This is a genomic window from Paenibacillus sp. FSL R7-0026 (genome assembly GCF_038004485.1).
In the GTDB taxonomy this organism is placed as follows: domain Bacteria; phylum Bacillota; class Bacilli; order Paenibacillales; family Paenibacillaceae; genus Paenibacillus; species Paenibacillus xylanexedens_A.
Genome location: NZ_JBBORG010000001.1, coordinates 5,653,054 through 5,679,508, shown reverse-complemented (window position 1 = coordinate 5,679,508; position 26,455 = coordinate 5,653,054). Strand labels below are relative to the sequence as shown.

Annotated in this window: 4 protein-coding genes; all 4 read left to right on the top strand. The window is 53.8% G+C overall.

Annotation, left to right across the window (positions count from 1 at the left end):
- Positions 1–142: 142 nt before the first annotated feature.
- The 4 genes from MKY44_RS24870 (at position 143) to MKY44_RS24855 (ending at position 26,126) form a co-directional block, all read left to right on the top strand.
- Positions 143–3,421, top strand: a complete 3,279-nt coding sequence (locus MKY44_RS24870; RefSeq protein ID WP_341009025.1) for a non-ribosomal peptide synthetase — start codon at positions 143–145, stop codon at positions 3,419–3,421.
- A complete protein-coding gene (locus MKY44_RS24865) occupies positions 3,411–5,237 on the top strand; it encodes an ABC transporter ATP-binding protein (RefSeq protein ID WP_341009023.1) in 1,827 nt (608 codons plus the stop codon). Before MKY44_RS24870 ends, MKY44_RS24865 begins: the two co-directional genes overlap by 11 nt.
- A complete protein-coding gene (locus tag MKY44_RS24860) occupies positions 5,234–6,967 on the top strand; it encodes an ABC transporter ATP-binding protein (protein ID WP_341009021.1) in 1,734 nt (577 codons plus the stop codon). The genes MKY44_RS24865 and MKY44_RS24860 overlap by 4 nt, the downstream gene beginning before the upstream one ends.
- Before the next feature lie 274 nt (positions 6,968–7,241).
- Positions 7,242–26,126 (top strand): non-ribosomal peptide synthase/polyketide synthase, encoded by an 18,885-nt coding sequence (locus MKY44_RS24855; RefSeq protein ID WP_341009020.1) that lies wholly within the window; start codon positions 7,242–7,244, stop codon positions 26,124–26,126.
- The last annotated feature ends 329 nt before the right edge of the window (positions 26,127–26,455 follow it).

Below are 26,455 nucleotides of genomic sequence, written 5' to 3'. Positions count from 1 at the left end.
ACCGAAAGTGGTGCGCATCCCAAGAAAGACGGCGAACAACTTGCAAGTCCGTAAATCAAGCCCGTAAACGCGCAGGTCGAAAGCAAGCCTTTTCAGACCTGCGCCGGGGTATGCGGTCACTTCATTTTTAGGGGAGGTACGAATGAAATCTTTATTTGAAAAGGAAGAACGGTACTGGAGCGGCAAGTTTGACGCAGATGATAGCCTGAGCTTCCTTCCATACAGTCAATCCTCCAAATTATTCGAGGGCGGGGAATCTGCGGCAGAGCCGGACTTGCTTCACCGTACTCTGCCGAGCGAACTCTCGGAGAGAATCATTGGCCTCGCCAGCGGTTCGGATTTGGCTCTGTACATGATTGTTTTGGCAGGAGTCAAAAGCCTGCTGTTCAAATATACCGGGCGGGACCAAGTGCTGGTGGGCATGCCTTCGTATAGCCCAGACCAGGGTGAGACGCCGCCGCATGACATCTTGGTGATCAAAACGTCCGTAAGCAGCCAGACTACGCTGAAAACGCTGCTTGGGGGCATCAAAGGCTCCATCGGCGAGGCGCTGGAGCATCAGCACCTGCCTTTTCGAAAAATGGTGGAGCCGCTCCATCTGGACTATACGGGGCATGGCCTCCCGGTCGTCAACACCATCGCATCCTTCGCCCCGATTCATCCGGGACCGCTGGGTAACCGTGTGGCGGCTGATACCGTTTTTCGCTTCGACCGCCACAACCACTCCATCAAGCTGGAAATAAGCTTTGACGGACAGCGGTACGAGCGGGCATTTATGGAGCAGGCGGCCGACCATCTTGTTCGGTTGCTGTCCATGCTTTTATTTCAGCCAGATCTGGAGCTTGGACAAGTCGATATGCTGTTCCCAGTCGAGAGGGAGATGCTGCTCAAGGGATTTAATGACACCGAAACCGAGTTCGAGCGGGGAAAAACGATTCATGGCTTGTTCGAAGAACAGGCGGAGCATCGCCCGGATAACGTGGCCGTCGTCATGAACGAGCGGCAATTGACCTACCGCGAGCTGAACGAGCGATCCAACCGCCTTGCGCGGAAGCTGCGGGAAAAAGGAGTAGAAGCAGACCAACTGGTAGCGATTCTGGTCGAACGCTCGCTCGAAATGGTCGTCGGCATTCTGGCAATTCTTAAAGCGGGTGGAGCCTTCGTGCCTGTCGATCCCGACTACCCGGAGGAGCGCATCCGCTTCATGATCGAGGATTCAGGCGCACCGTTATTGCTGATTCAAAAACATCTGCACGAGAAGACCGACTTTGAAGGAACACGCCTTGAATTAGACGATTTTGTTTGGGGCGATAGCGGGGCGGAATCCACTGGTGTGCTGGATGCTTCGAATCTGGAGCCGGCGAGCGGTCCGAATGATCTGGCTTATGTCATCTATACATCAGGTACGACGGGCAAACCCAAAGGGGTCATGCTGGAGCATCGTGGTTTGGTCAGCTTGAAGCTGATGTTCGCGGACAGGCTGGGCATCACGGAGCATGACCGGATCGTTCAATTCGCCAGCCTGTCATTCGACGCGTCCTGCTGGGAAGTGTTCAAAGCACTCTATTTTGGCGCGACTTTGTACATCCCGACGGCCGAGACGATTCTCGACAACCGCCTGTTCGAGAGTTATATGAACGAGCATGCGATTACGGCGGCGATTTTGCCTCCGACGTACAGCACATATTTGAACCCGGACCGCCTTCCCAGCTTAACGAAGCTTGTAACGGGAGGTTCGGCGGTATCGGCCGAATTTGTGCAGCAGTGGAAGGAGAAGGTCCACTATTTCAATGCTTACGGGCCTACCGAAGCTTCGATTGTTACAACGCTTTGGGATGCGGATGAGCAGCAGCCGGAGCGCAGAGTTATTCCGATCGGGCGCCCGCTGTCCAATCACCGGATTTTCATTTTGGATGCCCACCTGCAGCTTGTGCCTCTGGGAGTGGACGGCGAGTTATGCGTGGCAGGCGTAGGGCTTGCGAGAGGTTACCTGAACCATCTGGAGCTAACGGCAGAGAAGTTTGTGGAACATCCGTTTGTGCCGGGAGAACGCCTTTACCGGACGGGAGATCTCGCTCGCTGGCTGCCGGACGGCAACATCGAATACCGGGGGCGGATCGATCATCAGGTGAAAATCCGCGGCTACCGGATCGAAATCGGCGAGATTGAAGAGCAGTTGCTGAAGATCGCCGCCATGCAAGAAGCGATGGTGCTCGCCCGCGACGACGCAAACGGCCATAAGCAGCTTGTCGCTTATTACGTTGCGGAAACGAGGCTGGTTGCGCATGAACTCAAGGAGCAGCTCGCCAAGCAGCTTCCGGGATATATGATTCCTTCGTACCTCGTGCAGCTTTCGCGGATGCCGCTGACCCCGAACGGGAAAATCGACCGCAAAGCGCTACCCGCACCAGAGGAAGCCGCCACTGGAGGAACGGAATATGTTGCGCCGAGAACACTGCTCGAGATGAAGATCGCCCGTGTCTGGCAGGATACACTTGGCATTCCACAGGTCGGCGTAAAGGATAACTTTTTTGAGCTGGGAGGCAATTCCTTAAGTCTGATTAGGCTCGTTCAAGCCGTTTACGATGAAACGGGCATCGAGATACCGCTGAATCGCCAATTCCATCATGTAACCGTTGAAGCCATGGCTTTTGGAGAGGAGGATCTGGGCCTGGATAAAGGTGGAGACTCTTTCATTAAGCTGAATAAAGAAGGAGATCTGAACGTGTTCTGCTTCCCTCCAGGCAGCGGCTTCGGCATCGGTTACCGAGAGCTTGCAAGCAGGTTAGACGGCCGATTCGTGCTTTACGGCATTGATTTTATAGACGATGTCATCGATTACGAGGCCATGCTGAACCGTTATGTGGATGAGATTGTTCGCATCCAGCCGGAAGGACCTTACGTGCTGCTCGGTTACTGCTTCGGAGGCAACCTGACGTTCGAGGTAGCCAAAACGATGGAAAGTAGAGGATATTCCGTAACAGACGTGCTCATGGTGGACTCGTGGATTAAGGACACACTCACACCTTATGAAACGTCTGAGAAAGAGCTTGAAGAAATGCTTGCGGATTTCGACGAAGAAGAGAAGGAATTAATGAGCAATCCGCTCGTGCGGGAGCGTGTTCATCGGAAGATCAAAGCCACCTTGACGTACGAAGCGCAACTTATTAATTCAGGCACGATAACTGCCCGGATTTACGAACTGATTGCGAAGGACAGCGAAGCGTTCCGCCTGGAGCACCAGTTGCCGTCCTGGCAGAGGGCAACGACGCAAGCTTACGCCGATTACCGGCTGGAGGGCGCACACGAGGAATTACTGGAACTCACGCGCGTGGACGAAACGGCCGTTGTCATCCGTGACATCTTAGTGCAAATCAAGCGGCAGATCGAAGTGGAGGCCGGGGTTCTGCATGGGAGTTGATCGGCAGACGTCTGTTCAAGAACAAGGCACAGCCGCGCCTTCCAAGCGCCGAACCGTTTATGCCACCTGGAAAGCATTCCGCTGGCTGATGTCCTATGTGAGCCGTCACAAAGGCTGGATGATCGTCGGTATCCTGTCCGCAATAGCCGCCGCGGTTATTGAGATATGGACGGGACGTTTGGTCGAGCAGCTGACCACACAGGCTGAGAATGGGGCGGGGCCCATCGTTCTGCAGATCGTGTACACGGTCTTTGTGGTCATCTTGATCGGTGTGCCCGCGAAGTTTTTCATGAGCTTTGGTGTGGAGCGAAGCAGTGCCTCTGCGGTGCGGGATATCCGCAACCATGTCATGCGTCATATCGGCAAACTTCCGGTCCCCTATTTGGAAAAGCAGCACTCCGGCGACGTATTGTCGCGGATCAACAACGATCTGCAGCTCATCCAGCAATTTATGATTCGGGACCTCGCCCAGTGGTTTTATCATCCGCTATTATTTATCGGCTGTTTCGCTTATTTGATGTATCTCCAATGGGAGCTGATGCTGTACAGCCTGCTGTTATTTCCCTTAGCACTGCTGGTTTCCCAATGGATCGGGAAGCAGTTGGAACAGTTGACGGAGGAAGCCCAGGCGAACATGGGCCGAATGAATGTCAACCTCCAGGATACGCTTGGAGGGATGCCTATTGTAAAAAGCTACCTGCTATCTGGTATGTTATCTCGTTCCTACCAAGTGCTACTGCAATTGACGGCTCAAAAAAAGCTGGCCGTGAAAAAGCGGGAAGCCTGGGTCAACCCGCTGCTTTCTACGCTGATGATCAGCCCGATCATCTTCGCCGTCAGTTACGGAAGCTATTTGATCTACAACGGGCAGCTAGGCGCGGGAGAACTGATCGCCTTCCTGTACTTGCTTAATCTGTGTCTGGAGCCGCTGGAGCATATTCCCGAGCTCATCACGCGCACGTTCGAAATGACCGGTGCCCTGAGAAGGGTCTCCGAAATCGTCGAGCAGCCGACCGAAACGGAAAATGGCCGTGTGCTTCCAATAGCGAGCGCCGCCCCCATCCAGTTTCAGAACGTAACCTTCGGGTATGAAGAGAGTTCCCCGATTCTGTGGAATGTTAACTTCTCGGTGCCGGAAGGCAAGACGATTGCACTTGTCGGAGCGAGCGGAGGAGGGAAGAGCACGGTGTTTAAGCTGGTATGCGGCTTTTATCCACTTCCGGAGGATCAGGGCGAGATCCGCGTGTTCGGAAGCCTGATCCATGGTGCAGATCCAGAGCAGCTTCGGTCGCATTTTTCCGTGGTAACCCAAGATTCATATTTGTTTAGCGGTACGATCGCCGAAAATATCGGCTATGGGCGGGAAGAAGCGTCGATGGACGAGATTATTGAAGCCGCCAAAGCTGCTCAGGCTCATACTTTCATTATGCAGCTTGAGGACGGTTACCAGACGTATGTCGGAGAGCGCGGCGGATTTTTGTCCGGTGGGCAACGCCAGCGCATTGCAATGGCCCGGGCTTTTCTGAAGGATGCTCCCGTTCTGCTGTTGGACGAGCCCACATCGGCACTTGATCCAGAGTCGGAAAGCGCGGTTCAGGAAGCGTTGGGCGTATTGATGAAGCAGAGAACGACCATGGTGATTGCCCACCGGCTTTCTACGGTACAAAACGCCGATGAAATTTGGGTTATGGAACAAGGAAGTATTGTCGAAAAGGGCACTCATGAACAATTGCTCGAGATGAAGGGACTGTACGCCCAGTCGTATTACCAGGAGTTTACCGAGTCTGCCGAACGCAGGGAGGTGTCATACACATGAAAAAGAGCGGATGGCTCTCGCAAGTGAAAGAACTCGGCTACTTGCTGACGTTTATGAACCGCAAGCGCAAAACCCAGTACGCGATTGGCCTTGCTGTAACGGCGCTCACCCAGACATTGTTTCTGATCGCCTTCAGCTTGGTCGTACATAACTTGGTTGATTTCGCCGTGTCCCGAGATACGTCCCTGATGGTGGAAGCTTTTGTTATTTTGGGCGTGGCCCTGTTTCTGGAAAATATAATTTCTCCCTGGTTCATTTACTTATACCAGCGCAGTGTCGAGCTGACTGTGCTGAATATCCGCAAACGTCTTTATGACAAGCTGTGCCGGGTGCGGCCGAGATTCCTGGAGCAGAACCACCATGGGGACTTGCTGTCGCGAGTGAACAACGACGTAACGACCGTTGAGTTTACATTCTCGCAGGTTTACTTCGTTTTGCTGCTTCAAGTTGTCTTCTGCATCGGCTCCATTGCCTCTATGGTGGTGATCGATTGGCGGTTTGCTGGCGTATCCTTCGTCATTCTGCTGCTGTCCTCTCTGGTCAGCCTGAAATTTGCACGGGATATCCGCGCTTTGTCCGAACAAGGCTTGCGTACGCTCGGTAAAATGACCGAAAAATTCAAAGATTTTATGGGCGGCATTCAAATTGTGAAGTTGTTCCGCATCCGCACGATTTACGGCCAGTACGAGGCGTTGAACGAACAAATGACGCAAACGCTTCGGCAAACGGCGAAAAAGAATGGTATGCAGGCTGCGGTGAACCATTTTATCAGCTACGTCACGTTTTGCGGCATCATCGTCATCGGCAGTCTTCTTTATGCCTACGGATTGATGGGAATGGGAAGTGTCGCCGCTCTGGCAGTTTTACAAGTGAATCTGACGCACGCCTTGTTGAACTTGGGGATGGTTCTGTCGATGACCCAAAATTCGCTCGCGGGTGCTCACCGGATCCAAGAGGTACTAAACGAGGAAGAGGAACCGGAGAGTTTGGGATCTTCTCGTAGCGAGCTTGTATCGGAGGCTGCGGTGGAGTTTCGCGATGTGGAATTTTCCTATCAGGCGGATAAAAAGGTACTTGTCGACATGTCCATGCAAGTGTTTCCTGGTCAGGTCGCTGCGATCGTAGGAGCCAGCGGCAGCGGCAAAAGTACACTGATCAAGCTGCTGCTCGGTTTTTATCCTGTGGACAGCGGAGATATCCTGCTTCAGGGTAAACCTTTCGGCCATTACACGCTGGAAGAAATCCGCAGGCAGATTGCATACGTTCCGCAGGAGCCGTTTTTGTTTACCGGCACGATTGAGGAAAATATCCGCTATGGCAATCCGGATGCAACGGATGAAGAAGTGGTTGAAGCGGCCAAAGCGGCGTACGCTCACCATTTCATTCAGGAACTTCCTGAACAGTATAAAACGCCGGTGGGAGAGAGAGGAGCGTCGTTGTCAGGCGGACAAAGGCAGCGAATTGCGATCGCCCGGGCGATTCTCAAAAACGCCCCGATTCTGCTGCTGGATGAAGCGACTTCTGCATTGGATAACGAATCCCAGCATTGGGTACAGCAAGCCCTGAACGTATTGATGAAGGGGCGCACCACCATTCTGATTGCCCACCGTCTCAGCACTGTGGAACATGCGGATTTGATTACGGTCATGAATCAAGGAACGGTCGTGGAACGGGGCCGCCATCAGGACCTGCTGGCGCTCGGAGGTTATTACGCGCGGCTGTACGGCTAGACCCGCTTTACGGCGGGCGGCTTCCTATTGCTATCTGTATAAATTGAACTATGCATTTACATAAAAACGGAGAGGACAGAAAAAACCTGAAAAAGCGTAGCGCTCGCCTTTATCACCGGATTTTCCCTTTTAAAAAGGGATGCGAAAAAATCTGGGGATAACAGCGATTGGAAGGTTATTCTGTCATCGGAGTGTTCCGTGTAAATCATCTTTAGTTCAATTTATAGTTACAAAGCCTATCTACAAACAATCTCTAATACGGGAGTGTGTCGATGTGAGAGAGAATACAAACAAGCAATATGGATTAACGCAAGCCCAGCGCCGGATATGGTTCATGGAAATTATGAATCCGGGCACATCCATCACGATGCTTTCCGCGACCTACCAGATTACGGGCGAGATCGACACCAAGCTGCTGGAGAAAGCGGCGGCAGAGATTGTCAAAACCTATGACGCTTTCCGAATCCGCATTAGCGGGGATTTGCAAAATCCAACGCAGTGGTTCGAAGAGCCAGAGAATGTCCAAGCCAAGATAAGCCACCTCGAAATAGGCACAACCGAACAATTCTATGCTTGGGTGAAAGAAGTAAGCGAAAAACCGGCCAGCGTGTTCGACGAACACCTCTACCAATTTACGATGATCCATTTTGCGAACGGCCAAGTATGGCTTAATTTGACTATAAATCATATCATCGCCGATGGCTTGTCCGTCACTGCTTTGCTGCATGCGGTGATGGAAAAATACCTGGAACTGCGCAATGGCATCTTCAGCAGTTACCAGGCCCCATCCTATCTGGATTATATTTCAACTGAGCATGAATATGAGCAATCGCAGCGTTATCAAAAAGGCAAGGAATATTGGCTAACCAAGTACAAGACTTTGCCTGAAACGAGCGGCATTAAATCGGTTCCGCCATTCTCGATTGGCAGCGAATCGAATAAACGTTCCATCACTTTGGATGGTTCCCGCTATGACCGCATTCTGGCTTTTAGCGAACAATATCAGGTTAGTTTATATACGTTATTTTTGTCCGCCATGTACGTCTTATTGTATAAGCTGACCGACAGCACCGATGTTCCAGTCGGCACGGTTTTTGCCAATCGCACCAGCAAGAAGGAAAAAGAAACGATCGGTATGTTCGTCAGCACCGTGGCTACGCGGATTAGTCTGAATCCAGTTGGGTCCGTGCTTTCCTTGATCCAAACGGTTTCCAAGGAAAATACGGCGGATCTGCGGCATCAGAAATATCCTTATAACCAATTGATTCAGGATTTACGCGAACAACACGGCCGCAACGATCTTTCGGAGTTGTTCCGCACGTCTCTGGAATATCTACCTTTGAAAATCGTGGAGTACGAAGAAATAAAGGTACGTCTGGAGGCTCACTTTGCTAGACACGAGATGGACGATCTACTGCTGCGCTTCGACCATATGCTGAATGAAGGCCATGTCATTCTCCATGCTTCCTATCGTACCGGCCTGTTCGAGACGACCGAGATTGATCGCATTATGGAACAGTATGTAACCGTTTTGGACCAGTTTCTTGAGACTCCCGAACTGCGGGTGCGCGAGATTTCTCTGTTGAGCGATGAGGAGAGACACCGTATTCTGGACGTGTTTAACCCGCCGGTGGCAGCACTGAGCGAGGGAATAGCGTTTCATCGGTATGTCGAAAAGTTTGCCCGAGACATTCCGGATCACCCGGCAGTTGTTTACATGGACAAACAGCTGACTTACGGCGAATTGAACGAACGCGCCGAGCGGCTGGCTGCGCTCCTTCGTGAACAGGGCGTGGGAAGGGAGACGATTACGGGGATCTGGGCAGAGCGTTCGGTGGAACTGCTGGTCGGTGTGCTCGCCGTATGGAAAGCCGGCGGAGCTTATGTACCGCTGGACCCCGATTATCCGGCGGAGCGGATTGAGTACATGCTCAGCGATAGCGAAGCATCGGTGCTGCTTACGCAGCGTCATCTGTTGGAGGGGGCCGGAGGTTGGTTGGCCGATGACCGGCTGAAGCTTCAAGCTGTCTATGCGATGGACGATGAACAGATGTATAACGGGGATACCTCAGCCGTGGAATTTGAATCTGCGGACAGTGCTCCGCAAGACTTGGCTTATGTGATTTACACCTCCGGTACGACGGGACGTCCAAAAGGCGTCATGATCGAGCATGGTAGTCTCATGAATACGGCGGATGCGTACCGCCGTGAGTACCGGTTGGATCAGTTCCCGGTGCGGTTGCTGCAACTGGCGAGCTTCTCGTTTGACGTGTTCGTTGGAGACATCGCGCGGACGCTGTATAACGGAGGAACGATGGTAATTGTGCCAAAGGATGACCGGATTGATCCGGATCGCTTATACGGCTGGATTCGGGACCAAAACATTACGGTATTTGAATCGACACCTGCGCTTATCCTGCCGTTCATGCAGCATATTTATGAAGAAGGGCTGGACGTCAGCTCCATGCAGTTGCTGATCACCAGCTCGGATGCTTGCAGTGTCACCGATTACCGATTGCTGCAGGAAAGATTCGGCGGACAATTCCGCATCATCAACAGCTACGGCGTTACCGAAGCGGCCATTGACAGCAGCTTTTACGATGAGCCGCTGAACAACCTGCCATCGTTGGGTCATGTTCCAATCGGCAAAGCCTGGCTGAACGCCCGGTTTTACATTGTAGATGCCGGGTTAAAGCCGGTTCCTGTAGGGGTTCCGGGTGAACTTGTCATCGGTGGCGCCGGTGTGGCGCGCGGGTATTGGAACCTTCCGGACCTAACCACCGAGAAGTTTGCAGACAGCCCGTTTGTGCCTGGCGAACGTCTGTATCGGACAGGAGATTTGGCCCGCTGGCTGGAAGACGGCAACGTTGACTTCATCGGTCGAATCGACTATCAGGTGAAAATTCGTGGGTTCCGGATTGAACTCGGCGAAATTGAAACGGCCCTGCTCAGTTTCCCGGGGGTCAAGCAGGCTGTGGTGACTGACCGTACGGATGAGCAGGGGCAAAAGTATTTGTGCGGTTACGTGGCGGGGGATGTTTCCTTGCAACTGAGCGATCTGCTGTCCCAATTGAAACAAGAGCTACCTGCGCATATGGTTCCGGCCCGGTTGGTGTCTCTTGATCAGCTTCCGCTCACACCGAATGGCAAGATTGACCGTAAAGCGCTGCCTGAACCGACCGGAGAGATAGAAGCCGGCCGTGAGTATGTGGCTCCTCGCACAACGCTGGAAACAAGACTTGCTCTTATTTGGCAGCAGGTGCTGGGTATTGTGCGAGTTGGAGTCCAAGACGATTTCTTTGACCTGGGTGGTCATTCCTTGCGGGCCTCCGCGCTTGTTTCCAAGATTCGAAAAGAGCTGCAAGTCGAGGTTCCGCTGCGGGACGTTTTCCGCTACACCACGATCGAACAGCTTGCCCAAAGAATTAGCGGTTTAAAGCAGCAAGAAACGTATGAGATTACAAAGGCGGCAGAGGCCGAGTATTATCCGGTTTCATCCGAGCAAAAGCGTCTGTACGTCCTGCGCCAGCTTGACGCGGCCGAGCGTAGCTACAATATGTCGGCGGCGCTTCTTCTCGAAGGCAAGCTGGACCGCACGCGCGTAGAGTACGCGTTTCGGGCGCTGATTCAGCGCCATGAGACGCTGCGTACCGGGATCGAGCAGGTTCAAGGCGAGCTTGTGCAGCGCATCTATGACGAGGTGGAGTTTGCTGTAGACTATTTCCAGGCGAGCGAGGGAGAAGTGGACCATGTGGTGGAAGCATACTATCACCCGTTTGATCTGACCAAGCCGCCACTTCTTCGCATCGGCCTGATCGAAGTCGCCGAGGATCGCCACATCCTGTTGTTCGATATGCATCACATCGTCTCGGATGGCATCTCGACAGCATTGCTTTTCGACGAGTTCAGCCGCCTGTATCGGGGTGAGGAGCTGGCTCCGTTGCGTATTCAATACAAAGATTATGCCGTTTGGCAGCATTCCGAAGCCTACGGGCAGTTGATCCAGCCGCAGAAGGAGTACTGGCTGGAACAGCTGTCGGGCGAGCTGCCTGTATTGGAACTACCGACGGACTTCCCGCGGCCTGCGGTGCAAAGTTTTGACGGCCGGACCGTGAAGTTTGATATTGGGAAAGAACGGACGGACAAGCTGAAAGAACTGGCCGCACGGACGGGCACGACCCTGTACATGGTGCTGTTGTCTGCTTACTCGATCCTTATGCATAAATATTCGGGTCAGGAAGATCTGATCGTGGGAACGCCGATTGCCGGAAGAACGCAGGAAGAAGTGCAGCCAATCGTAGGTATGTTTATCAACACACTTGCCATTTGCAGCCATCCGGAGCGTTCCAAGCCGTACCTTAAGTACCTGGAAGAAATGAAGGAAATCACACTCGGGGCTTTTGAACACCAAAATTATTTGTTCGAAGATTTGGTGGAAAGTCTTCGCATTCCGCGCGCGACCGGCCGGAATCCGCTCTTTGATACGTTCTTCTCCCTGCAAAATACGGAGAATGAGCAAATTGTCATCGAGGGGCTGGAGCAATCGTTTTATCCGTTGGAAAACCGAACGTCCAAGTTCGAGCTGCTTCTGGATATTTCGGAGCTGGATGGTCAGCTCGAATGCCGGTTGGAGTACGCTACGGCTTTGTATAAACAGGAGACCGCGGAGCGGTTCGCCAGACATTATGACAAGCTACTCGAAACTATCGCAACAGCGCCGGAAGGGGATATTGCTTCGCTAGAAATGCTAACGGAGCAGGAAATCCGTGAACTGGTGCGCGGTTTTAATGATTCGGAGGCAGACTACCCACGGCAGCAGACGATTCATGGGTTGTTCGAAGAGCAGGCGAAGCTTTATCCGGATAACGTGGCTGCCGTCATGAATGAGCGGCAGTTGAGCTACCACGAACTGAACGAGCGATCCAACCGCCTTGCGCGTAAGCTGCGGGAGACAGGAGTCGAAGCGGATCAGTTGGTAGCGATTCTGGCCGAACGTTCGCTTGATATGGTCGTCGGCATTCTGGCGATTCTCAAAGCGGGCGGAGCCTACGTGCCTATCGATCCCGACTACCCGGAGGAACGCATCCGCTTCATGATTGAGGATTCGGGCGCACCGTTATTGCTGATTCAAAAGCATTTGCATGAGAAGACCGACTTCGCAGGAACGCGCCTTGAATTGGACGATTTCGTTTGGGGCGACAAAGGGGCGGACTCCGCTGGTGCGCTGGACGCTTCGAATCTGGAGCCAATTTCTGGCCCGGGTAACTTGGCTTATGTCATCTACACATCGGGAACGACCGGCAAGCCCAAAGGCACGTTGATTGAGCATAAAAACGTCGTGCGCCTTTTGTTCAACGACAAGAACCTGTTCGACTTTGGGCCGTCCGACACGTGGACGTTATTCCACTCGTTCTGCTTCGATTTCTCCGTCTGGGAGATGTACGGAGCACTTCTGAATGGAGGAAAGCTGGTTATCGTACCGCCGCTTACGGCGAAAAATCCGGCCGAGTTCCTGGCACTGCTGAGCCGCGAACGGGTCACGATATTGAACCAGACGCCAACATATTTCTACCAACTACTGCGTGAGATTTTAGTGGACCATCGATACGATCTGCGGATTCGCAACGTCATCTTTGGCGGCGAAGCGCTCAGCCCGCTGTTGCTCAAGGGTTTTAAGACGAAGTACCCGGAGACAAAGCTGATCAATATGTACGGCATTACCGAGACGACGGTTCACGTGACGTATAAGGAAATTACGTGGGTTGAGATGGAGGCGGCGAAGAGTAATATCGGCAAGCCGATCCCAACGCTGAGCGTGTACGTTCTGGATGAAAACCGCCGCCCTGTACCGATCGGCGTAGCAGGCGAAATGTACGTAGCCGGTGAAGGCCTGGCGAGAGGATACCTGAATCGCCCGGATTTGACGGCGGAAAAGTTCGTTGATTCCCCGTTTGCGGAGGGGGAAAAACTGTATCGCTCAGGCGACTTGGCGGCCTGGCTGCCGGACGGCAACATTGAATACCTCGGCCGGATCGACCATCAGGTCAAAATCCGCGGGTACCGGATCGAGCTGGACGAAATTGAGACGCAGCTTTTGAACGTGGAGGGCGTGGAAGAAGCGGTGGTGCTCGCCCGTCAGGACAGCGGGGGCGAAAAGGCGCTTGTTGCCTACTTTGTGGCGGACCGGACGCTGACAGTTAGCGAAATGAGAACCTCGCTGGCCCAGGGAATGCCGGGATACATGATCCCGTCATACTTCGTGCAGCTGGAACGCATGCCGCTGACGTCCAACGGCAAAGTGGACCGCAAAGCACTGCCGGAGCCGCAAGGCGGCTTGCAAACGGGTGTCGAATACGTAGCACCGCGTAACCTTACGGAGTCCCAGCTTGTGAAAATCTGGGAGGAAGTACTGGGTTACTCCGGCATTGGAGTCCTGGACAATTTCTTCGAGCTCGGAGGGCATTCCTTGCGGGCGACAAACCTTGTCAGCAAGATTCGGAAGGAAATGAACGTTGAACTTCCGCTGCGCGATGTGTTCCGCTATATGACGGTAGAATTGATGGCAGAGGCTATTGCCAGCTTGAAAGAATCGCAGCACAGCTCGATTCCAAAAGCGGAAGAGAAAGCGTACTATCCAGTTTCCTCTGCGCAAAAAAGACTGTATGTCCTGCACCAGCTAGATAGCTCGGAGCTGAATTACAACATCCCGAGCGCCTTGCAATTGAAAGGGACTTTGAACGAGGCCAAAGTGGAAAAGGCGCTGACTACTTTGGTGGCCCGGCACGATATGCTGCGCACCGGTTTTGAAATCGTGAATGGAGAGCCGGTTCAGCGTATTCATCCGCTCGTAGATTTCAAGGTCGAGAAGCTTCAAGCAAGCAAAGATCAGGTCGCGGCCATTCTGGAAGGCTTCATTCAGCCTTTTGACTTGACCCAGCCGCCTTTGCTGCGCGCCCTGCTGATCATACTTGAGAAAGAGAAATTCCTGCTTGCGCTGGATATGCATCATATTGGTTCCGACGGTCTTTCCATGGACGTGCTGCTACGCGAATTTGTGGGGCTTTACAATGGGGAAGAATTGCCGGAGCTGCGGATTCAATACAAGGATTACGCCGTTTGGCAGCAATCCGACGAGCAATGCCAGCGTATCAAACGGCAGGAGGAATACTGGCGCGAGGTATTCAGCTCCGAGCTTCCCGTTCTTGAGCTGCCTCTTGACTTTTCCCGCCCAGCCGTCCGGCAGTTTGACGGTCAAACGCTCACGTTTGCGCTGGATGCGGAGAAAAGCGAAGCTCTAAAACGGCTTGCCGGAGATTCGGGGGCGACGCTGTACATGCTTCTGCTGGCTGCTTACTCCGTATTGCTTCATAAATACGCGGGACAGGAAGATATCGTAGTCGGCACTCCGATTGCCGCTCGTTCTCACGCCGACCTGCAACCGATTATCGGCATGTTTGTCAATACGCTGGCCCTTCGCTTGGGTCCGACGGCAGAGCAGACGTTCCTGGATTACTTGCAGGATGTGAAGGAAACGACGATTGGAGCCTACGAGCACCAGGACTATCCGTTCGAGGAGCTGGTGGAAGCTCTTCAGGTGAGCCGGAATTTAAGCCGGAATCCGCTGTTTGACACCATGTTTTCTTTGCAAAAGCACGAAAGCCTGGATTTAGCCCTGGAAGGCTTGCAATGGTCGCTGTTTGACATCGAGGAAAAGAGAGCAAAGTTTGATCTTAGCTTGGATATCGTGGAAGAGGGTAACGAGTTGGTTTGCAAGATCGAGTACGCTACCTCGTTGTTTAGACAGGAAACGATGGTACGGCTGGCGGGTCATTACGAGCAGCTTTTGGCGTCGATCCTGGCTCAGCCGGGTGCGCGGATTTCGGATTTGGATATATTGACGGACAGCGAAAAGCATGATTTGCTGGTCGGGTTTGCCGTGTCGTCTTCGGCTCTGGCGAAGCAATCTGCCTCAGAGGGTCCAGGCTTGGAAGCGGATGAGTCGTGGAGAGAGAGAACGATCCACGAGCTGTTCGAGGAGCAAGCAGAGCAAACGCCGGAGCAAGTGGCCGTTGTCTATGAGGACAGCAGCCTGACTTACCGGGAGTTGAACGAGCGGGCGAACCGGCTGGCGAGATCCTTGCGTGCCTCTGGCGCGCAGGCCGATCAGCCGATCGCGATCATGGCCGAGCGCTCGCTGGAGATGATCGTGGGCATCTATGCGATCTTGAAGGCCGGGGGCGCCTACGTGCCGATCGACCCGCAATTCCCGCTGGAGCGCATCCGCTACATGCTCGAAGATTCGGGCGCTAGGCTGCTGCTGATTCAGAGCCATTTGCGGGAAAGCGCGTCATTTGCCGGGACAGAGCCACTTGGCGGTCTATCGCTCGTCGATCTGAACGATCCATTCGCGTATGACGAAGACGGCTCGAACCTGGAGCCAGCGAGCGGACCGGAGCACTTGGCCTACGTCATTTACACATCGGGCTCGACAGGCAACCCCAAGGGCGTCATGGTGGAGCACCGTCCGGTGATCAACCGGCTGCTGTGGATGCAGAATGCATACCCGATCGACTCCAGGGATACGATTCTGCAAAAGACGGCGATCACCTTCGACGTTTCCGTGTGGGAGCTGTTTTGGTGGGCTTGGACGGGGGCCAAAGTTTGCTTGCTGCCGCCGGGCGGAGAGAAGAATCCCGAGACGATTCTGGACACGATCGAACGGCAAGCCGTCACCACGATGCACTTTGTGCCGTCGATGCTGCACGCCTTCCTCGAATATGTCGAGCGTCAGCCGAGCGAAGATCTGGGTAACAAGCTGTCTTCGCTGAAACGGGTGTTTGCAAGCGGGGAAGCGCTGGCGACATCGCATGTGAGCCGGTTCTGGCAGTGGATTTCGTCATCCGTGAATCAAGCGCAGCTGATCAACCTTTATGGGCCTACGGAAGCGACGGTTGATGTCTCGTACTACGATTGCGGACCGGAAGAGGCGTATGTATCGGTGCCGATCGGCAAGCCGATCTCGAACATCCGGCTGCATATTGTCAAGGAAGGGACGACAGCGCTACAGCCGGTCGGCGTGCCGGGCGAGCTGTGCATCGCGGGCGAAGGTCTGGCTAGAGGCTACTTGAACCGTCCCGAGCTGACCGCGGAGAAATTCGTAGAATGTCCGTTTGCGCCGGGCGGGCGGATGTACCGGACGGGCGATCTGGCCAGATGGCTGCCGGACGGCAACATCGAGTATATGGGCCGGATCGACCATCAGGTGAAAATCCGCGGGTACCGGATCGAACTCGGCGAGGTGGAGGCGCAGGTCCTGAAAGCGGCGTCCGTCCAAGAGGGGGTTGTCATCGCCAGAGAGGACGAAGCCGGTCAGAAGCAGCTCTGCGCGTACTTCGTGGCGGACAAGCCGCTTGCGGCGAGCGAGCTGCGAAGCGCGCTGGCGGAGGATCTGCCTGCGTACATGATTCCGTCCTACTTCGTGCAGCTGGAGCGGATGCCCCTCACACACAGCGGGAAGCTCGACCGTAAGGCGCTGCCCGCACCGGAAAGCAGTATGCTCGTTGGAACGGAATACGTGGCGCCCCGGACGGCGACGGAGCAGACGTTGGTTGCGGTGTGGCAAAAGGTGCTGGGAACGGGGCGTCCGATCGGCGTGATGGACAATTTCTTCGAGCTCGGCGGGGATTCAATTAAATCGATCCAGGTGTCTTCCAGGCTATATCAGGCCGGGTACAAGCTGGAAATTAAGCATTTGTTCAAATATCCGACCGTAGCGGAATTAAGCCCGTATCTCCAGTCGGTCTTAAGACGCGCCGATCAGGTGGCAGCTACGGGAGAGACGGGGCTGACGCCGATTCAGCGCTGGTTCTTCGAGCAGTCGTTCACCGATCTGCACCACTTTAACCAGGCGGTGATGCTGTACCGGGAGGAAGGCTATGACGAAGCGGCGCTTCGTCAGGCCGTGCGGAAGCTGGCCGAGCATCACGATTCGCTGCGCCTCGTCTTCAGCCGGACCGAGAGCGGGTATGCGGCATGGAACCGAGGCATCGCGGAAAGCGAAGGCGAGCTCTACAGCCTGGAAGTGAACGATTTCCGCGGAATGACGGACTGCGCGCAGGCGATCGAAGCCAAGGCGAACGAGCTTCAGCGCAGCATTGACCTGCAGGCAGGGCCTTTGCTGAAGCTCGGCTTGTTCCGCTGTGCGGATGGAGATCATCTGCTGATCGCGATCCACCACTTGGTCGTAGACGGCGTATCCTGGCGGATTCTGCTTGAGGATTTTGCTGCCGGCTATGAGCAGGCGTTGCAAGGGCAGCTGATCCGTCTGCCGCTCAAAACGGATTCATTCCAAACGTGGGCGAAACAGCTCGCTGATTATGCGAACGGTCCGGCGATGGAAAGCGAGAGAGCGTATTGGCAGCATATCGAGCAATTGACCTATGAGCCGCTTCCGAAAGATTTTGAACAAGGCAGATCCAAGCTGAAGGACAGCGGGATCGTGACCGTCCGCTGGACGGCGGAGGAAACCGAACAGCTGCTGAAGCAGGCACACCGTGCTTACCATACGGAAATGAACGATTTGCTGCTTGCTGCGCTGGGCCTCTCAGTACAAGCTTGGAGCGGTCAAGAACGCGTGCTGGTGAATCTCGAAGGCCACGGCCGGGAAGAACTTTTGCCAGATGTGGACATTACACGCACGGTAGGCTGGTTCACAAGCCAATTCCCTGTCGTTCTGGAGCCGGGTCACGCTCAGGCACTCGGTCATCAGGTGAAACAGGTGAAAGAAAACTTGCGCCGCATTCCGAACAAAGGAATCGGCTACGGCATTCAGCGTTATTTGTCAGCGCCGCGTGACGGAGAGCGCTTCGTTTTGGAGCCGGAGATCAGTTTTAACTATCTGGGTCAGTTTGACCAGGATTACGAAAGCAGCGGCTCGCAGCCGTCTCCGTTCAGTCCGGGCTCCGATTCAAGCCCGAATGCTGTGATGAATTATATCCTCGATATCAACGGTATGGTGTCGGAAGGCATGTTGGAACTCACGATCCGTTATGGGGAAACCCAGTATCAACGGGAGACGGTTGAGCGCTTGGGCACCCTGCTTCAATCGAGTTTGCGTGAAGTCATCAGCCATTGCGTATCGAAAGAGCGGCCGGAACTTACGCCTAGTGACGTACTGCTTCAAGATGTAACGGTGGAGGAACTGGAGTGGCTGTCCGAACATACGGCGGCACTCGGCGAACTGGAGAATGTATACACCCTGACTCCGCTGCAAAAAGGGATGTTGTTCCACAGCTTGCTGGATGCCGATTCGGAAGCCTACTTCGAACAGGTGACCTTCGATCTGTATGGAAGCCTGAATGTCGAAGCCTTCACCCGCGGATTGGATACGCTGGTACAGCGAAATGAGGCGCTGCGGACCAATTTTATTACCGGCTGGAGAGACGAGCCGATTCAAGTGGTATTCTGCGAGCGGAAGTGTGAAGTGTACTTTGAAGATATTCGCTCGGCAAGAGATGAACACCCGGAGAAGACGATAGCCGATTTTGTCAGCGCGGATAAAGCGAACAAGTTCGATTTGGCCCAAGGCTCTCTGATGCGCGTTACAGTTTTGCGTACGGGCGACGAGTCCTACCAAGTGATCTGGAGTCACCATCACATTTTGTTGGACGGCTGGTGCATGTCCTTAATGATCAAGGAAGTGTTCGACACCTACTTCGCGTTCCAGGAGCAGCGGACGCTGGAGCTTCCTCCGGTTACCTCGTACTCTCGGTATATCGAATGGCTGGAAGCTCAAGATGCCGCGAAAGCTTCGCGTTACTGGTCCGAGTATTTGGCGGGTTATGATCAGCAGACCAAGCTGCCTCGGGAGAAAACAGGGCTGAAGCAGGGCGCTTTTGAAGCAGCTGAGATCGATGTGGAACTCAGCAAGGAACTGACTTGGCAAATCGAGCGGGTGGCGCGCCAGCATCAGGTGACGCTTAATACATTCATGCAGACCGTATGGGGACTGGTTCTGCAGGTATACAACAACAGCGAAGATGTTGTATTTGGCTCCGTCGTATCCGGGCGTCCGGCGGAGATTCCAGGTATCGAAAGCATGATCGGTCTGTTTATTAATACGATCCCCGTCCGTATTCAAGGCAAAGCCGAGGAGACGGTAGCCGATATTTTGAGAAAAACCCAGGATCAAGCGCTGACATCGGGAGCTTACGAAACGTTCCCGCTGTTCGAAATTCAGTCGCTGAGCGAGCAAAAGCGCGACTTGATCAACCATATTATGGTCTTTGAAAATTATCCGATGGAAGAACAGATTGAGCAGGTTGTCGGCGGAGGCCAAGAAGCGCTGAAAATCGCTAATATCCAATCGCCGGAACAAACGAACTACGATCTGGACATTACCGTCATTCCGGAAGAGCATATTTTGCTGCGGTTTACGTACAATGCACTGACATTCAGAGAGCAAGACATCAGGCAGATCCACGGTCATTTTGCCCGTGCATTGGAGCAGGTTGCGGCTAATCCGAATGTTCGTGTACATGAGTTAGAGCTTTTGACGGCGGCGGAAAAAGAAGAAATTATCGGCGTGTTTAATCCGGTGCAGCCGGAAGTGGCTCCTGTGGCAGCGTTCCATCGACTGTTCGAGGAACAGGCGGAACGCACGCCGGAAGAGGAAGCCGTCGTGTACGAGAACGATCGGCTGACGTATGCGGAGTTGAACGAGCGGGCGAACCGCCTGTCGGCAACGTTGCGTGCAAGCGGCATCGGCCGGGAGGAGATTGTGGGCATTCTCGCCGAGCGTTCGGTCGATTTGCTGGTGGCCGTGATGGCCGTCTGGAAAGCGGGAGGGGCGTATGTACCGCTTGACCCGGATTATCCGGCGGACCGCGTGCGGTTCATGCTGGAAGACAGCGGAGCGAAGGTGCTGCTGACACAAACACTGCTGCGAGAGCGTGCCGAATCCTGGCTCGGCGAAGAGGAACTAGCACTGGAGACGGTGCTGTATCTCGATGACGAAACGTCATACAGCGAAGATCGAGCGAATGCACCAATGGACTTCGGCCAAGGCTCCAGCATGGCTTCAGGTCTGGTCTCGGGCGAGCTGACGGGTGCTGTGAACGACCGTAATGAGAGCCATCCAAATGTTGTGGGCATGGACAGCTTCCATGAAGCCCGTCCGGAGGATCTGGCGTACGTGATCTACACGTCGGGAACGACGGGCAAGCCAAAAGGCGTAATGATTGAGCACCGCAGCCTGGTGAACACGGCGGCGGGTTACCGGCGGGAATACCGGTTGGATCGGTTCCCGGTGCGGTTGATGCAACTCGCCAGTTTCTCGTTTGACGTATTCGTGGGTGATATCGCGCGGACGTTGTACAACGGAGGCACGATGGTGATTGTACCGAAAGACGACCGGATTGATCCGTCTCGTCTGCACTACTGGATAGAGCGGGAGCAAGTGTCGATCTTTGAATCAACGCCGGCGCTGATTGTACCGTTTATGGAATACGTGCACGAGCAAGCGCTGAAGTTGAGCGGGATGGAGCTGTTGATCACAAGTTCGGACAGTTGCAGTGTGGCGGAATACCGAACCTTACAGGAACGGTTTGGCTTGTCGTTCCGCATTATTAACGCCTACGGTGTGACGGAAGCGGCAATTGACTCCAGTTTCTATGATGAGGAGTTGGCGAAACTGCCACAAACAGGCCATGTTCCGATTGGCAAAGCGTGGTTGAATGCGAAGTTTTACATCGTGGATGCACATCTGAACCCGGTGCCAGTCGGCGTGCTGGGCGAATTGGTTATCGGCGGAGTCAGTGTGGCGCGCGGGTATTTGAACCGTCCAGAGCTGACGGAAGAGAAGTTTGTAGACAGTCCTTTCACCGCTGGTGAGCGGTTGTATCGCACGGGAGACTTGGCGAGGTGGATGGAGGATGGCAACGTGGACTTCATCGGCCGGATCGATAACCAGGCGAAAATCCGGGGTTACCGGATCGAGACGGGCGAAGTCGAAGCAAAGCTGCTGAGTGTAGGTGGCGTGAAGGAAGCGGTCGTTGTTGTCAGGGAAGATCAAGAAGGGCAGAAAGCGTTGTGCGCTTATTATACAGTGGAAGAAGGCTTGACGGCGGCAGATTTGAAACGGGCGATCTCCAGCGAGCTACCGGGATACATGATTCCATCGTATTTCGTTGAACTGGAGCAATTGCCTCTAACGCCAAATGGGAAAATTGACCGGAAGGCGCTGCCAGCGCCGGAAGGGCGAGCAGGAGGAGGCCGCGAATACGTGGCACCGCGCACCGAACTGGAGGCAAAGCTGGCCGCCATTTGGCAGGAGGTACTTGTTCGGGATAAGGAGGTAGGCGTAACGGACAACTTCTTCGACCTCGGAGGACACTCCCTGCGGGCGACAACACTTGTCAGCAAAATGCATAAGGAGCTGGGCGCCCAATTCCCGCTTCGCGACGTATTCCGCTACTCGACAGTTGAGGAAATGGCTGTGGCTATGGAGCATTTGGAGATCGGCTCGTTTATGGCTATTCCGGCTGCGGAACCTAGCGAGTATTATCCGCTCTCTTCTGCGCAGAAACGTCTCTATATCTTGAACCAGCTGGAAGGAGGCGAGCTGAGCTACAATATACCGGGAGCTATGCTGCTCGAAGGGCAGCTCAACCGGCAGCGGTTTGAAGAAGCATTTCGCGGGCTTGTAGCTCGTCATGAAACGCTGCGTACCGGCTTTGAGATGGTTGAAGGCGAAGCGGTTCAGCGGATTTACGAAGAAGTCACCTTCCAGGTGGAATATGTGCAGATCAGCGGGGAGCAGGCGGAAGAAACGGTGCGCCAATTCGTTCGTGCGTTTGATCTAGCGAAGCCGCCACTTCTGCGGGTGGGCATTGCCGAACTCGCGCCAGACCGGCATATCCTGATGTTCGATACACATCATATCGTATCGGACGGCGTTTCAATGGACGTACTGATCGAAGAGTTTGTGCACTTGTACAGCGGGGAGCCGCTCAAGCCACTCCGCATTCAGTACAAAGATTATGCAGTATGGCAGCAATCGGACGAGCAGAAAACGCAGCTTGCCAAGCAGGAAGCTTACTGGATTGACATGTTCCGCGGAGAACTGCCAGTTCTGGAAATGCCGACGGACTATCCGCGCCCGGCTATGCAGAGCTATGAGGGCCGCACGCTGCAATTGTTTATGAATATTGAGAAAAGCGAAGGTCTGAAACGGCTTGCAGCTGAAAACGGCGCAACGCTTTACATGGTTCTGCTTGCGGCATATAACGTGCTTCTGCATAAATATTCAGGTCAGGAAGACGTGGTGGTTGGTACGCCGATTGCGGGCAGAAATCATAGCGACGTTCAGCCGCTGATCGGGATGTTCGTTAATACATTGGCCATCCGCAGTTACCCGGCTGCCGGTAAGACGTTCCTTGACTACTTGAAGGAGATCAAGGAGACAACGCTGGGTGCTTTTGAACATCAGAATTATCCGTTTGAGGAACTGGTGGATAAGGTAAACGTGGCTCGTGATCTACGCCGTCATCCACTGTTCGATACGATGTTTGCTTTGCAGAATACAGAAAATGTGGAAATTCAGCTTCCGGGACTACATTTGTCGACGTATGCCAGCGAAGAAATTGTTTCCAAATTCGATCTCAGCTTGGACGTTACGGAGATTGAGGACGGCTTGGAATATCTGTTTGAATACGCCACGGCTCTATATAAAACCGAAACAGTGGAGAAGTTGGCTGCCCACTACTTGCAGCTGCTTGAATCCATTCTCTGCAACCCGTCGGCGACTATTGCCGAGCTGAACTTGTTAACGGCAGAGGAAAAAGAGCAGATTGTCGGCGCGTTTAACCCTGCGCAACCGGAAGAGGCTCCTATGGCAGCGTTCCATCGACTGTTCGAGGAACAGGCGGAACACACGCCGGAAGCTGAAGCTGTCGTGTACGAAAACGATCGGCTGACGTATGCGGAGCTGAACGAGCGGGCGAACCGTCTGTCGGCCACGCTGCGCGCAAGCGGCATCGGTCGGGAGGAGATTGTTGGCATTCTCGCTGAGCGCTCGGTGGACCTGTTGGTGGCCGTGCTGGCCGTCTGGAAAGCAGGCGGGGCGTATGTGCCGCTTGACCCGGATTATCCGGTGGACCGTGTGCGGTTCATGCTGGAAGACAGCGGAGTGAAGGTGCTGCTGACGCAAACGCCGCTGCGAGAGCGTGCCGAAGCCTGGCTCGGTGAAGAGGAACTGGCACTGGCGACGGTGCTGTATCTCGACGACGAAACGTCGTACAACGAGGAACGAAGCAATCTGCCAATGGAATTTGGCCAAGGCTCCAACAGTGCTCCCGATCCAGTCAACGGCAAGCTAACGGGGGCTGTGAACGGTGGTGGCGAGAGTCATCCGAATGATGTTGATGTTGTCGGTATGGACAGCTTCCATGAAGCCCGTCCGGAGGATCTGGCGTACGTCATCTACACGTCGGGAACGACGGGCAAGCCAAAAGGCGTGATGATCGAGCACCGCAGTCTGGTGAACACGGCGGCGGGTTACCGACGGGAATATCGGTTGGATCAGTTCCCGGTAAGGCTGTTGCAGCTCGCCAGCTTCTCGTTTGACGTATTTGTGGGCGATATCGCGCGGACGTTGTACAACGGAGGCACGATGGTCATTGTACCGAAGGACGACCGGATCGATCCGGCTCGTCTGCACTACTGGATGGAGCGAGAGCAAGTGACGATCTTTGAATCAACACCAGCACTGATCGTGCCGTTTATGGAATACGTACACGAGCAGGGGCTGAAGTTGAGCGGGATGGAGCTGTTGATCACAAGCTCGGACAGTTGCAGTGTGGCAGATTACCGTACCTTACAGGAACGGTTTGGTTCATCGTTCCGAATTATTAACGCCTACGGTGTGACGGAAGCGGCAATTGACTCCAGTTTCTATGACGAGGAGTTGGCGAAACTGCCGCAGACAGGCCATGTGCCGATTGGCAAAGCGTGGTTGAATGCGAAGTTTTACATCGTGGATGCACATCTAAATCCTGTTCCAGTCGGTGTGCTGGGCGAACTGGTCATCGGCGGCGTTGGGGTAGCACGTGGGTACTTGAACCGTCCAGAGCTGACGGAAGAGAAGTTTGTAGACAGCCCTTTCACCGCGGGTGAGCGGTTATATCGCACGGGAGATTTGGCGCGTTGGATGGAGGACGGCAACGTGGACTTCATAGGCCGGATTGACAATCAAGCGAAAATCCGGGGCTACCGGATTGAAACGGGTGAGATTGAGTCGCAGCTGCTGCGGGTGGTAGGTATACGCGAAGCGGTGGTGCTGGTTCGAAGTGATGCGAACGGGCAAAAGGCGCTGTGCGCATACTACACAACGGATATCGATCTGAAGGCGGCCGACCTGAAACGAGCGATCTCCAGCGAGCTGCCAGGTTACATGATCCCGTCGTACTTTGTGGAGCTGGAGCAATTACCTCTGACACCAAACGGGAAAATCGACCGGAAAGCGCTGCCGGCGCCGGAAGAGGGAGCAATTGCAGGGCGCGAATACGTGGCGCCGCGCACCGATCTGGAGACGAAACTGGTCTCCATCTGGCAGGACGTGCTTGGGTCAATTACGATTGGTGTGACGGACAACTTCTTCGACCTCGGCGGTCACTCGCTGCGGGCGACAACGCTGGTCAGCAAGGTGCACAAGGAGCTGCACGTGGACCTGCCACTGCGCGATGTATTCCGGTACTCGACTATTGAAGCGATGGCTGAAGTGATTAGCAGATTGGAACAGCAGGAATTCCTTTCCATTCCGGTTCTGGATAAAAGGGAGTATTATCCGCTTTCCTCTGTGCAAAAACGGCTGTACATCCAGCAGCAGATGGAAGGCGCCGAGCTTAGCTACAACATGTCCGGCATGACGGTTCTCGTCGGGCGCTTGGAGCGGAATCAATTAGAAGCGGCGCTCCAAGGATTAATCGCTCGTCACGAAGTTTTGCGAACTGGCTTCGAAATGGTCGACGGCGAACCGGTACAACGGATTTATTCGGACTTGGAGTTTGCCGTCGAGTATACAAAGGCGACGGAAAGTGAAACAAAAAGCATTGCAGATGCCTTTGTACGTGTCTTTGATCTGGAGCGGCCGCCGCTGCTGCGTGTGGGCTTAGTTGAATGGGAAGCGGAACGTCATCTGCTTATGCTGGACATTCATCATATCGTCACGGATGGCATGTCCATGGGTATCTTCATCGAAGAGCTGCTACGCCTGTATAACGGTGAGACGTTGGAACCGCTTCGGATTCAATATAAGGAATTCGCCGCTTGGCAGCAGTCCGAACCTGTAAAAGAACGGCTGAAACGCCAGGAAGCCTACTGGCTGGACATGTTGGAAGGTGAATTGCCAACGCTTGAGTTGCCTATGGACTTTGTCAGACCTGCCGCTCGCAGCTTTGAGGGAGATGTGCTGCCTTTCAGTATCGACAAGCAGATGACCGACAACTTGCAGCGTATTGCCGATGAGAACGGTGCTACCCTATATATGGTGTTATCGGCGGCCTATTCCATCCTGCTCAGCAAGTACTCGGGACAAGAAGACTTCATTGTAGGCACACCGGTTTCGGGCCGCACACATGCCGACCTGGAGCCACTCATCGGAATGTTTGTCAACACGTTGGCGATTCGCCATTATCCATCCGGGGAGAAGACGTTCCTTAATTACTTGAACGAAGTCAAAGAAACGATGCTGGGGGCCTACGACCACCAGGATTATCCGTTTGAAGAACTTGTTAAAAAGCTGCAGGTGCCGCGCGATCAAAGCCGCAATCCTGTATTCGATGTCATGTTTGCACTGGAAACGAAGGAAGATAACGTTCAAAGCTTCGGGGATATCCAGATCGAATCTTATCCGGAAACGCATGCGGTTTCCCAATTTGACCTTACCTTGGTCATTTCGTTGCTGGATGAGGGAATGAACGGGCAGTTTGAATATGCAACCAAGTTGTTTACGCGCAATCTGATCGACAATTTCGCTCAGGACCTGCTCGTGATCATCAACCAAATTGGCGAACAGCCTTCGGTGCTGCTCAAGGATATTTCCCTGAACGGGCAATCCGAACAGGAGCAAGATGAGCTAGAGGCTATTGACATTATTTTCTAATCCTTTATCCGCCTTGGGTGAAGATGGATCATTTAAGCACGTTATATATGACATTCGGTATATTGAGAAAGTGGTAATGAAAATTTGTGGTGGTTTCACGACTTTTTTATCACCTGACAAAAGTATTTAAGTTATGTAACAAAGGGTCCTGATGACAGTTGTCATCAGGACCCTTTGTTTATGAACGTATAATTAATATTCCTATGTCCAAATCAGTATGAGGCTATTATAGTGAAAGCCTTTAGCTGTTATAGGATGAGTACTCTGGTATTAGGGGATGCACAGTGATTTTCATCTATTTTTCAGACTTAGTATTTACTATAGCATCA

Coding starts and splice junctions, on each gene's coding strand:
- MKY44_RS24870 (WP_341009025.1), top strand. CDS start 143: ATGAAATCTTTATTTGAAAAGGAAGAACGGTACTGGAGCGGCAAGTTT.
- MKY44_RS24865 (WP_341009023.1), top strand. CDS start 3,411: ATGGGAGTTGATCGGCAGACGTCTGTTCAAGAACAAGGCACAGCCGCG.
- MKY44_RS24860 (WP_341009021.1), top strand. CDS start 5,234: ATGAAAAAGAGCGGATGGCTCTCGCAAGTGAAAGAACTCGGCTACTTG.